Here is a 13,568-nt window from a genome sequence, read left to right on the forward strand (position 1 = left end):
TTAGCAAAAGTAAGAGTAAATATATTATAATGCACATAAGAGTATAAAAATCAGGAGTGAAACTATGAAAAACATATTATTAGCGGTGACAGGTGGGATTGCAGCGTATAAAGCGATAGATTTGACGAGCAAACTTACGCAAGCAGGTTATGATGTACGTGTCATGTTAACAGAACATGCACAACAATTTGTTACGCCGTTATCGTTTCAAGCAATCAGTAGGAATGCTGTGTATACAGATACGTTTATTGAACAGAATCCAAAGGAGATTCAACATATTACGTTGGGGGATTGGGCAGACGCAGTAATTATTGCGCCAGCAACAGCCAATACGATCTCTAAGCTAAGTCATGGGATTGCGGACGATATGGTGACGACGACTGTGTTAGCGACGACAGTTCCAAAACTAATTGCACCTGCAATGAATGTACATATGTATGAAAATCCACGTATTCAAGATAATATGGCGATATTAAAAGGGGATGGCTATCAATTTCTCGAACCCGGAGAAGGCTTCCTAGCGTGTGGTTATGTCGCAAAAGGTCGTATGGCAGAACCATTAGATATCATCGCTTCACTCAAACAACTTCAACCGGAGAATCAAGCACCATTGGTTCATTCGTACTTTACGGGGAAAAAGGTTTTAATTACAGCTGGAACAACAATAGAAGAGATCGATCCAGTACGCTACGTATCAAACCGTGCATCAGGCAAGATGGGCTATGCATTGGCAGCAGCACTCGTCAGTCAAGGTGCCGACGTTACATTAGTATCAGGACCGACGCATTTAGATGTTCCTGAAGGTGTGACGTGTGTTTCAATAAACAGTGCTGAAGATATGTTTGAAGCGGTTGTTTCACGATATGATGAACAAGATTTTGTATTCAAAACTGCTGCAGTTTCTGACTATACACCTGTCACGAAGTTGGAACATAAGGTGAAAAAGAAAGAAGGTAACTTGACAGTCGAATTCAAGCGTACGAAGGATATTTTGAAATACTTAGGTGAACATAAGACGCATCAAAGGTTGATTGGATTTGCGGCGGAGACACGTGATGTGGCACATTATGCGCAGGAAAAACTGGCACGTAAAAATGCGGATGTCATCATTGCGAACAATGTAGGGGATCGGACAATCGGGTTCAGTTCTGATCAAAATGAAGTAACGATGTATTTCAAAGATGGGGATGTGCAACCAATCGAAAAAGGACCGAAAACAGAACTTGCCTACAAAATTTTAAATGCATTGGAAAGTAGATGGCATGAATGATTGCACAAGTCATCGTAGACGTTGCAGCCAAAAGTGTTGATCGTACGTTTGATTATCTTATTCCAGATGATTTAAAAGATGTGGTTCAATCGGGCGTTCGCGTACTCGTCCCATTCGGTCCACGTAAAATTCAAGGCTACGTGATGCGAATTGTCCCCGATGAACAGTCGGACATTGAGTTACATCGTTTAAAACCAATTTTTGAAGTAAAGGATATTCAACCAGAATTAACGGAAGAGCTTGTGAAGTTAAGTGAATGGTATAGCCATTATTTCGTGTCGAAGCGGATATCGATATTAGAGGCAATGTTACCGAGTGCGATTAAAGCAAAATATACGAAAGCTTTCTCAGTCAAACATCCAGAACAACTCCCTGAGTATTTGCGGTTACGCTTTAATCAAGATGGCCTGTATCCTTATAAAGCCGCCCAAAATCAAGAAGACGTTGCGACATTGTTAGCGCTGATGAAACAAGGTATTGTGGAAGAAGTAACGTTGTTGTCACAACACACGACGAGGAAGAAGCAACGTGCGGTGCGTGTGATTGATCCAGAAATGGGTGATAGTCTATTGATGGACTTAGAAAAAAAGCAGAAACAATATGAACTGTTAGCCTTTTTATTAGATGAACAGCATCGCCCCGTATTGTTACGAGAATTAAAAGATATGAACTTTTCTACGTCTGCCATCAATACGCTAGAGCGAAACGGTATCATCGAGAAATATGATATCGTTGTTGCACGTGATCCATATGAAGGACGCATATTCGAACAAGAAGATAAGCGTCAACTTACAGATGAACAACAAGTCGCATATGATCAGATTAACAGTGCAGCAATGGCGCAAGAAGCAGAGACATTCTTATTACACGGTGTGACAGGTTCAGGAAAAACAGAAGTATATTTACAAATCATCGATCAAGTTCTTGAACGTCAGCAAGAAGCGATGATGCTCGTCCCTGAGATTGCCTTGACACCACAAATGGTACAGCGATTTAAAAGTCGTTTTGGTGATGAAGTGGCAGTGCTTCACTCAGGCTTGTCACATGGCGAACGCTACGATGAATGGCAAAAGATTCGTGATGGACGTGCTCGTGTGAGTGTAGGCGCCCGTTCAAGTGTTTTCGCCCCATTTAAAAATCTGGGTGTAATTATTATCGATGAAGAACATGAAGCAACATATAAGCAGGAAGATTATCCACGTTATCATGCGAGAGAAATCGCAGAATGGCGGAGTCGTTATCATCATTGTCCGCTCGTGTTAGGGAGTGCAACACCGAGCCTAGAAAGTTATGCACGAGCAACTCGAAACGTCTATACATTGTTATCCATGCCAACACGTGTCAACAATCAACAGCTTCCAGAAGTTAAAATTCGTGATATGAGAGATGAACTCGCTAATGGCAATCGCTCAATATTCTCTGAAGATTTAGCGACAGCAATTGAAGAGCGTTTACAAAAACAGGAACAAGTTGTATTGTTTTTGAACCGTCGAGGTTACGCTTCGTTTATGTTATGTCGAGATTGTGGGCACGTGCCACAGTGTCCAAACTGTGATATTTCTATGACATATCACAAGACGACACATGAATTAAAGTGTCATTACTGTGGACACCATGAACCAGCCCCGTTCCAATGTCCAAGTTGTGGGAGTGAACATATTCAACAGATGGGGACAGGAACACAGCGTGTTGAAGAGTTGATTCACGAGCGCTTTCCATCTGCAAGAATTATTCGGATGGATGTGGATACGACGAGTAAGAAAGGGAGTCATGAAAAGTTATTAAAGGCATTCGGTGATGGCAAAGGTGATATTTTGCTGGGGACTCAGATGATTGCAAAAGGGTTAGATTTTCCCAATATTACTTTAGTCGGCGTATTAAACGCAGATACGATGTTAAACTTGCCTGATTTTAGATCAAGTGAAAGAACATACCAACTGTTGACCCAAGTCGCAGGTCGTGCGGGACGTCATGAAAAAACAGGGGAAGTGATTATACAAACATATAATCCAGATCACTATGCTATTCAAGACGTACAAGCCAATGATTATCTGGCATTTTATAAAAAAGAAATGCAATTCCGTCAGTTAGCCAAGTATCCACCATACTTCTTTTTGATTAATTTTACGGTGACGCATGAAAAGATGAAGGTCGCATTGCAAGCAGCAACACATGTCCATCAAACATTGTTACAACATGTCACAGAAAAGTCATTTATTCTTGGGCCGGCACCCGCTGCACTATCTCGAATTAATAACGAGTACCGATTCCAAATATTATTGAAATACAAACATGAGCCAGGATTGATTGATGCCTTACGCTATTTAGATGATTACTATCATGAGCGCTATGAACAAGATAAACTCGCATTACGCATTGATATCGGTCCATATATGATGATGTAAAAAGATAGAACAAAAAAGCTACAATTGATTACTATTTTGTAATGAATTGTAGCTTTTTATCGTTTTAAAAAGAAAAAGAGGGGAGCACCCCTCTTTTTTAATGCTTAAATTTATTCTTCTTCACGTCTCTTTTTACGACCGAATAGAAGTAATGAACCTAATCCACCAAACAATGTACCGAGTGCAGCTGTGTTTGCATCGTCTTGACCAGTGTCAGGTAACGCCTTCTTATCGTGACTGTCATCTGATGACGTATCATTCGAACTTGTACCAGCTTTGCTGTCAGCATCTGAATCGCTATCGGAGTCAGAGTTGCTGTCTGAGTCAGAGTTGCTGTCTGAGTCAGAGTCACTATCGGAGTCAGAATCGCTGTCGGAGTCAGAGTCGCTATCGGAGTCAGAGTCGCTATCGGAGTCAGAATCACTGTCAGAATCAGAGTCGCTATCGGAATCAGAGTCGCTGTCCGAATCAGAATCGCTGTCTGAGTCAGAGTCACTATCCGAGTCGGAGTCGCTGTCGGAATCCGAGTCGCTATCCGAGTCAGAGTCGCTGTCAGAGTCGCTATCGGAGTCAGAATCACTGTCAGAATCAGAGTCACTATCCGAATCAGAGTCACTATCTGAGTCCGAATCGCTATCCGAGTCGCTGTCAGAATCCGAGTCGCTATCGGAATCCGAATCACTGTCAGAGTCAGAATCACTATCAGAGTCGCTATCCGAGTCCGAATCGCTATCAGAGTCCGAGTCGCTGTCCGAGTCAGAATCACTGTCGGAATCAGAATCGCTGTCGGAATCCGAGTCACTATCGGAATCCGAGTCGCTATCCGAGTCAGAGTCACTGTCTGAGTCAGAATCACTGTCAGAATCCGAATCGCTGTCAGAATCCGAATCGCTATCAGAATCACTATCAGAGTCAGAATCGCTATCTGAGTCCGAGTCACTATCTGAATCCGAGTCGCTGTCAGAATCCGAGTCGCTGTCCGAATCCGAGTCGCTGTCCGAATCCGAATCACTGTCTGAGTCAGAGTCACTATCGGAATCAGAGTCGCTATCGGCATCCGAATCGCTGTCCGAGTCAGAGTCGCTATCTGCATCCGAGTCGCTGTCTGAGTCCGAGTCGCTATCTGCATCCGAGTCGCTGTCCGAGTCAGAGTCGCTGTCGGAATCAGAGTCGCTGTCGGAATCCGAATCGCTGTCAGCATCTGCATCAGCATCGGCATCATTATCATCAGGTGGTTCTACATAGAAACCTGAGTCAATTGTTAAATCATCTTCTTCAAGAGTAACATTTATTTCATAACCATCAGAATCAACACCGTCGTCATCACCTTGATTAGTCAATGTTGGTTTGTATTCAGACGGTACAGAGAATGTAATTGTGTAATCTCCAGGTTGTACACCATTAAATTCATAATTACCATTGCTATTTGTTACTGTTTCAGCAACAACTTCACCATTGCTGTTAATCAATCGAACAACAGCACCTGAGATACCGTATTCGTCATCATCTTGAATACCATTTTTGTTTAAGTCGTTCCATACACGGTCTCCGATTCTAAGTGAAGTAGGCGTTTTATAGAAACCAGAATCAACTGTCAAATTATCTTCTTGTAAATCAACGTCAACTGAAGTGCCATCTGAATCAATTTGATCATCATCACCTTGGTTTGATGGAGAAGGTTTGTAGCCATCAGGTGTCACAAATTCAACAGTGTAGCGACCTTTCGCAAGTTTATCAAACAGATATTGTCCATCTGAGTCAGTCGTTGTGCGAGATACTTCTGTACCATTAGCATCTTTTAAGATAACAGTGACATTTGCAATTCCAGCTTCATCTGCATCTTGAATACCATCTTTATTCGTATCTTCAAATACTTTATCACCGATCTTAACAGCAGGTGTAAGAACAGTATAATGATACAAACTACTTCGATCTAAGTTCACTGGAATAGAAATACCATCTTGATCAATTGGGAATGATCGATCTTCACTGTCGGAATAACTATCATAAGTGTTAATAGGTTGATACGATGTTACACGGTAGCCTTCAGGTGGTACAATTTCAATTGTGTAATGACCATGTTTTAAATGATCAAAGGAATATTCTCCTGTTCCTCTCCAGCGATCTATGTCATAATCTCCAGTATAATTTTGATTGTTTGGACCATTTGTAACGGTACGTGCAACTTCTACACCGTTTTCATCTCTTAGGATAACCGTTACACCTTCCATATTGTCATCACCATCTTTACGTTCACCAACGAAGTCTTCATAGTAAATAGTTTTACCATCATCATTGCCATCTGAAACGATCTTACCGTGAATCAAGAAGTCATCTTTGATAAAACCAGAATCAATTGTGAAGTCATCATCAGTCAGATGAACAGGAACGATTAAGCCATCAGAGTCTACTGTTGGATCTAAAGGATCTTCGTTTGGTGGAATTGAATTACCTGGTCGTTGCTCAGAATTAGGGATATGGTGTACTAATGTTGGAATGTAGCCATCAGGTGTCACAAATTCTACAAAATAGTCTCCAGAATCCAAATTATCAAATACATAGTGACCATCTGAATCAGTCGTTGTACGAGTAATTTCGCGATTCTCTGCATCTTTTAAGATAACAGTGACATTTGGCAATGGTCCTTCAAATTCATAATCAAGTTGGTAACCTAGAGATAAATCATAGTATTCAATTGCAGTATAATATGTTTCAATATCATTCCATACAAAATCTCCTATTTTGAATTTTGTACGATAGAAACCAGAATCAATAGATAAATGATCTTCGTCAAGGAATACAGCAAGTTTGTCGCCATCTGAGTCAATTTCACGATTATCACCTTGTTCAATTGGAGAAGGTGCATATCCTTCTGGTGGAATAAACTCGATAATATACATACCTTTCGCAAGCTTATCGAATAAATAATGACCCTCTGGATCTGTTATTGTACGTGCTACTTCATTGCCATTCTCATCTTTCAAAATTACAGTAACATCTGGAAGTCCTATTTCTTCTGGATCTTGAATGCCATCTTTATTCGTATCTACCCAGACCTTATCACCGATTTGTCCTACTGGTTGGAAGAAACCACTATCAACAGACACAACAGGTTGGTTAGCAGTAACTGTCACAAATACCTTGTTACCATCAGAGTCGACATTATCATCATCTCCAACATTTTTAGGAGAAGGGAGATAGCCGTCAGGTGCCACAAATTCAACCGTGTAGTTTCCGTGTTTAAGGTGATCAAATAAATAATGACCATTCTCATCTGTTGTTGTACGAGCAATCTCAGTTTTTTCACCATTGATACTACGATAAAGAATGACAGTGACATCCGCTAAACCAGGCTCGATGTCATCTTGCATACCGTTTTGGTCTATATCATTCCATACTTTATCACCAATTTTACTTAAAGGTTGATAGAACCCACCATCTACTGTGGCGTCGTCACCACTAACACTGACCGTATTATCAAAAATTTCAGAGTCAATTGATTCATCGTCGCCAGCTTTCGATTCCGTAGGAAGGTAACCATCAGGTGTGACAAACTCTACATGGTAAAGTCCATCAACAACGTTGTCGAAATGGTAGTGACCGTTTTCATCTGTTGTCGTACGTGCGACTTCGAATGTTTCAGTACCTTTATATTTGTGAAGAACAACAGTGGCGTTCGGAATACCTGTTTCGCCTTCGTCTTGAATACCGTTGATATTCGCATCATCCCATACATAGTCGCCAATAGTGTATGTCGGTATTTTGTAGAAGCCAGCGTCGACATGTGATTCGTCAGTAAAGTTTACGCCAACAAAACCGAGTGGAGCATCAGAGTCAATGTGCTTATTCTTACCAACACGTTGTGGCGATCTAAGGTAACCATCAGGTGTAAGGAATTCAATTCGGTAAATACCAGGATCGACGTTGTCGAATGAATAATGACCGTTTTCATCCGTCGTTGTACGACGAAGTTCTGTCGCCTCACCATCTTTGTATGAAGATAAGATAACAGTGACATTCGGAATACCTGTTTCACCTTCATCTTGAAGGCCGTCTTTGTTTGTATCTTCCCAAACTTTGTCACCGATAGAATAAGTCGGTGGGAGATGGAAACCAGTATCAACAGATACAACAGGTTGGTTAGCAGTAACAGTCACAAAGACCTTGTTACCATCAGAGTCGACATTATCATCATCTCCAACATTTTTTGGAGAAGGGAGATAGCCGTCAGGTGTCACAAATTCCACCGTGTAGTTACCGTGATTGAGGTGATCAAATAAATAATGACCATTCTCATCTGTTGTCGTACGGGCAATCTCAGTTTTTTCACCGTTGACACTCTGATAAAGAATGACAGTGACATCTGCTAAACCAGGTTCATTTTCATCTTGAATACCATCGTGATTCGTATCATCCCATACTTTATCACCGATTTGACTTAAAGGTTGATAGAACCCACCATCTACTGTGACGTCGTCACCACTAACACTGACCGTATTATCGAAAATTTCAGAATCAATCGATTCATCTTCGCCAGCTTTCGATTCCGTAGGAAGATAACCATCAGGTGTGACAAACTCTACATGGTAAAGTCCATCAACAACGTTGTCGAAATGGTAGTGACCGTTTTCATCTGTTGTCGTACGTGCGACTTCAAATGTTTCAGTACCTTTATATTTGTGAAGAACAACAGTGACGTTCGGAATACCTGTTTCGCCTTCGTCTTGAATACCGTTGATATTCGCATCATCCCATACATAGTCGCCAATAGTGTATGTCGGTATTTTGTAGAAGCCAGCGTCAACATGTGATTCGTCAGTAAAGTTTACGCCAACAAAACCGAGTGGGGCATCAGAGTCAATGTGCTTATTCTTACCAACACGTTGTGGCGATCTAAGGTAACCATCAGGTGTAAGGAATTCAATACGGTAAATACCAGGATCGACGTTGTCGAATGAATAATGACCGTTTTCATCCGTCGTTGTACGACGAAGTTCTGTCGCCTCACCATCTTTGTATGAAGATAAGATAACAGTGACATTCGGAATACCTGTTTCCCCTTCATCTTGAAGGCCGTCTTTGTTTGTATCTTCCCAAACTTTGTCACCGATAGAATAAGTCGGTGGGAGATGGAAACCGGTATCAACAGATACAACAGGTTGGTTAGCAGTAACGATTACAAAGACCTTTTTACCATCAGAGTCGACATTATCATCATCTCCAACATTTTTAGGAGAAGGGAGATAACCGTCAGGTGTCACAAATTCCACCGTGTAGTTACCGTGATTGAGGTGATCAAATAAATAATGACCATTCTCATCTGTTGTTGTACGGGCAATCTCAGTTGTGACACCGTTAACACTACCATGAAGAATAACAGTGACACCCGCTAAACCAGGTTCATTCTCATCTTGAATACCATCGTGATTCGTATCATCCCATACTTTATCACCGATTTGACTTAAAGGTTTATAGAACCCACCATCTACTGTCACATCGTCACCACTAACACTGACCGTATTATTGAAAGTTTCAGAGTCAATCGATTCATCATCGCCAGCTCTCGCTTCAGTAGGAAGATAACCGTCAGGTGTGACAAATTCTACATGATAGAGTCCATCAAAAACATTGTCGAAATGGTAGTGACCATTTTCATCTGTTGTCGTACGTGCGACTTCGAATGTTTCAGAGCCTACATATTCATGAAGGACAACAGTGACGTTCGGAATACCTGTTTCGCCTTCGTCTTGAATACCGTTGATATTCGCATCGTCCCACACAAGATCACCAACTGTGTACGTTGGCTTTTTGTAAAATCCCGCATCAATATCTGTTAAATCTCTAAAATATACTGATACGAATCCATTAGGTCCATCGGAATCAATATTTCTATCACTACCTACACGCGTTGGTGAAGTCAGATAGTCATCAGGTGTGACGAATCCGATTCTGTAGACACCTTGTTCTACGTTGTCGAATGAGTAATGACCGTTTTCATCTGTCGTTGTACGACGAAGTTCAGTTGATTCACCACCTGGGTAATATGAGTATAAGATAACAGTTGCATTTGGAATACCTGGTTCATCCGGATCTTGAATACCGTCTTTGTTTGTATCTTCCCAAACTTTGTCACCAATAGAATGCACTTGATTGGCTGAACGGAAAACAGCGCCCGTATTCAATGTATGCGCAATAAAGTTGTCGTTTGTCGGAATATTACCAAGTGGCCATGAATTTCTTACAATTGCTGGAACGTCTGTACCTACGATATTTGAGTTTCTGTTAATATCTTCTGATTGTGGTGTAAGTTCTGTTAAGTGGTTTTCTTCTGGTGTAGGAAGTCGATGTTCTGGAGTTGCTGCTTCGTCGATTGCTTGAGGGACATCAACTGTTGGAGTAGGTGAAGTGTTTGGTGTGGAAATATCATCCGTCGTAGATTCTGTTGCTTCATCAACGTCATTTGATAATGTTGCAACATCTTCTTCAGCTGTTTCATCCGTTGCTTCTAGTGAAGAGTATGTTGCATTGTCTGTCACTGGTGTGACTTCTTCTGGTTGAACATTTGTTGTTGTATCACTTTCTAAAAGTGATGGATCTGCTTGTGGTGATGGAGAAGTCTGACTGCTATCAGATACTTCATCATTGACAGGCGTTGAAGTATCATAAGAGCCTTCGGTAGGGTCAGAATCATCATCACTTTGGATCGCAGTAGCAGATTCCTGCGTTTCAATTTCATCCGCTTTGGCGTCATCACTTAATCCGAAAATCAATGTGGAGCCGACTAATATGGAGGCAACACCCACGGTAAACTTTCGAATAGAGTACTTATTCAGCCGATTTGGAATAAAATCGTACTTCTTATTCATATTTACACCCCTATACGTTTAATTTAGCGTATATTCATACTGCTAAGGAGATTATATGCTAAGATTTTTATAAAAACAACATCGAAATTTAATTAAAATAAAAACCTAATAACTATTTTAAGATATTGATAATTGATGTTATGAAGTGTTTAATATGTTGATTTTTGATGTTTCAAAGTAATAAGAAAGAAATGGTCTTAAACAGTTGATATGAAAGGGTTTCAACGTTAGCGCATGACACAGAACTATCGTTTGACTGAGATTTAAGCTATAATGAAATGATGAATTTTGTATGAGGAGTGGGCATCATGGCGGTAAAAAAAATTTTAAATTATCGCACGTCTAATTTGCGACAAAAGACGCGACCGGTAACAATATTTAATGAAAAGCTAACAACTTTAATAGAAAATCTTGAAGATACGATGTATGAAATGGACAGTCAGGCAATTGCAGCACCTCAAATTGGCGTCAATCAAAAAGTAGCTTTAATTGATATGGGACCAGATGGTTTGTTGCAATTGATCAATCCGGAAGTTATTTCTTCAAGTTCGGAAACAGCGATCGAGTTAGAAGGATGCATGAGTGTGCCAGGTCGTTATGGTGAAGTTGAAAGAAGTCGCATGATTGTTGTGAAAAGCCACGATTTGCATGGCAATGAAGTGGAACTTACAGCATATGATGATATTGCACGTATGATTTTGCATGAGATTGATACATTAAACGGTATTTTATTTATTGATAAAATGAAAAAAGAAGTGACAGAAGCAGAATTGGAGGCGTATTTGGAAGATGAGTAAAATCATATTTATGGGAACACCTGATTTTTCAACGCAAATTTTAGAAATGTTAATCGAACAGGAAGAAGTCGTTGCAGTTGTAACACAGCCAGATAGACCTGTTGGAAGAAAAAGAACGATGACCCCCCCGCCGGTGAAACAAGTAGCTTTGGCACATGATATTCCAGTATATCAACCAGAAAAACTATCGGGCTCTGAAGAACTGGCAACTTTAATGACGCTGCCTTGTGATTTAATTGTGACAGCCGCTTTCGGTCAATTACTCCCTGAATCGTTATTGACTTACCCAACTTATGGGGCAGTCAATGTCCACGCATCCTTATTACCAAAGTATCGTGGGGGTGCACCGATCCACCAATCAATTATTGATGGTGAATCAGAGACGGGTGTAACAATCATGTACATGGTGAAGCAGTTAGATGCAGGTGACATCATTACACAGCGTGCTATTCCAATTGAAGATACGGACAATGTCGGAACATTACATGACAAGTTAAGCACGCTCGGTACACAATTATTGCGTGAAACATTACCAAGCTTGTTGAATGGGACAAATACGCGTACACCACAAGAGGGTGAGAAGGCGACATTTGCGTCGAACATTCAACGTGAAGACGAGCGTATTGATTGGACGAAAGATGCACGTGCAATTTTTAACCATATTCGTGGTTTATCACCTTGGCCAGTGGCATATACTAAGCTAGATGATAAAGTCATGAAGCTATACGATGCACACATTGTGATTGGTAAGCAAGGTGCACCGGGACAAATTATTGAAACGACAAAAAAACAAATCATTGTCGGAACGGGTTCTGAAGATGCGATTGCATTGACAGAAATTCAACTTGCAGGGAAGAAAAGAATGCCCGTTGCAAACTTCTTGAGTGGTTATCAAGAAACACTTGTTGGAAAGGAATTACACTCATGACAACTGTGCGTGAACTGAGTTATCAAACACTAGAAGCGGTATTAAAAGATGGCGCATATAGTAATTTAAAAATGAATGAAGTGTTGCAGGAATATCCATTGGGTCCTGCTGATCGGGGTCTATATACAGCGTTGGTTTATGGAACATTAAAACGAAAACTCACTTTAGATTTTTATTTGAAGCCGTTTGTCAAAACAAAAATCAAAGGATGGGTTAGACGATTACTTTGGATGAGTTTATACCAATATGTCTATATGGACAAAATTCCTACGCATGCGATTATCAATGAAGCAGTTGAAATCGCTAAACAACGAGGTGGTAAACAAACAGGGAATACGGTGAATGCGATTCTTCGCCAAGCAACCACGCAACCGTTAAGAAGTATCGATAGTATTAAAAACAAGGAAGAACAGCTGTCCATTCGATATAGCCTACCAACATGGATAATTCGTCATTGGAAAACGCACTATGGACTTGAAACAACAGAAGAAATAGCCGCTCAGATGTTGCGCCCATCTATACAGACGGTGCGTGTAAATCGTACGAAAATAACACCTGACGAAGCGATTAAACAGCTAGAACAAGAAGGATACCGTGTCGAACAAGATAACGATATTGCACACTGTTTGATTGTTGAAGGCATAGGTGTGATGCAGTCACAACTCTTTAGAGAAGGTAAGATAAGCATTCAAGATAAAAGTTCAATGTTTGTAGCAGAAATGATGGACTTACAACAGGGACATCAAGTGTTAGATTGTTGCAGTGCACCCGGTGGTAAGTCGTGTCATATGGCAGAGATATTAGATGGAGCAGGAAATATTCTAGCGACAGATATCCATGATCATAAAATTGGATTGATTCAACATAATATTGATAAGTTAGGTCTATCTGGTATTCAAGCTGAGCAACATGATGCGACAGTACCTTATGATGGGGTATTTGATCGTATATTAGTCGATGCACCATGTAGTGGACTTGGCGTATTGCGACACAAACCAGAAATTCGCTATACGATGACCCAAGAAACGGTCGATCAATTAGTTAAAATTCAATTACAAATCCTTAACAATGTTGCGCAAAATTTAAAAATAGGTGGCGAGCTTGTCTATTCAACCTGTACAATAGAACAAATGGAAAATGAGAATGTGATTTATACCTTTTTAAAAGCACATCCTGAATTTGAATTTGTTACAATACAAGATCCAAGAACGAAAGAACAAGTGAAAACATTGCAACTGTTACCACAAGATTTTGATGCAGATGGCTTTTTTATAACGAAGATAAGAAGAAAGGATCAGTGAG

At 40.5% G+C, this 13,568-nt stretch carries 6 protein-coding genes; 5 read left to right on the top strand and 1 reads right to left on the bottom strand.

Annotated elements, in window-relative coordinates; all coding sequences use genetic code 11:
• The first annotated feature begins 64 nt into the window (after positions 1 to 64).
• Together coaBC and priA are read left to right on the top strand one after the other, a co-directional pair.
• Positions 65 to 1,270, top strand: coding sequence for a bifunctional phosphopantothenoylcysteine decarboxylase/phosphopantothenate--cysteine ligase CoaBC (coaBC, locus tag MUA51_RS04295; protein ID WP_262560630.1), 1,206 nt, complete (start codon positions 65 to 67; stop codon positions 1,268 to 1,270).
• On the top strand, positions 1,267 to 3,675 hold the full coding sequence (priA, locus tag MUA51_RS04300; RefSeq protein WP_262560631.1) for a primosomal protein N': 2,409 nt from the start codon (positions 1,267 to 1,269) through the stop codon (positions 3,673 to 3,675). The genes coaBC and priA overlap by 4 nt, the downstream gene beginning before the upstream one ends.
• A gap of 110 nt (positions 3,676 to 3,785) precedes the next feature.
• Here priA and MUA51_RS04305 read toward each other — a convergent pair whose 3' ends face one another.
• The gene (locus tag MUA51_RS04305) at positions 3,786 to 10,541 is read right to left on the bottom strand and encodes an SdrD B-like domain-containing protein (protein WP_262560632.1); all 6,756 of its coding nucleotides are present in this window, start codon (positions 10,539 to 10,541) and stop codon (positions 3,786 to 3,788) included.
• 308 nt (positions 10,542 to 10,849) lie between these two features.
• Between MUA51_RS04305 and def the strand changes: the two genes are divergently transcribed.
• Genes def through rsmB form a run of 3 tightly spaced genes read left to right on the top strand, consistent with a single transcriptional unit; the run spans position 10,850 to position 13,567 of the window.
• Positions 10,850 to 11,338 (top strand): peptide deformylase, encoded by a 489-nt coding sequence (gene def, locus MUA51_RS04310; RefSeq protein ID WP_262560633.1) that lies wholly within the window; start codon positions 10,850 to 10,852, stop codon positions 11,336 to 11,338.
• The gene (fmt, locus tag MUA51_RS04315) at positions 11,331 to 12,266 is read left to right on the top strand and encodes a methionyl-tRNA formyltransferase (protein WP_262560635.1); all 936 of its coding nucleotides are present in this window, start codon (positions 11,331 to 11,333) and stop codon (positions 12,264 to 12,266) included. The genes def and fmt overlap by 8 nt, the downstream gene beginning before the upstream one ends.
• Positions 12,263 to 13,567 (top strand): 16S rRNA (cytosine(967)-C(5))-methyltransferase RsmB, encoded by a 1,305-nt coding sequence (gene rsmB / locus MUA51_RS04320; RefSeq protein WP_262560636.1) that lies wholly within the window; start codon positions 12,263 to 12,265, stop codon positions 13,565 to 13,567. The genes fmt and rsmB overlap by 4 nt, the downstream gene beginning before the upstream one ends.
• Position 13,568: the final 1 nt, after the last annotated feature.

It is taken from the genome of Staphylococcus sp. IVB6214, from assembly GCF_025558585.1.
Taxonomy (GTDB): Bacteria; Bacillota; Bacilli; order Staphylococcales; family Staphylococcaceae; genus Staphylococcus.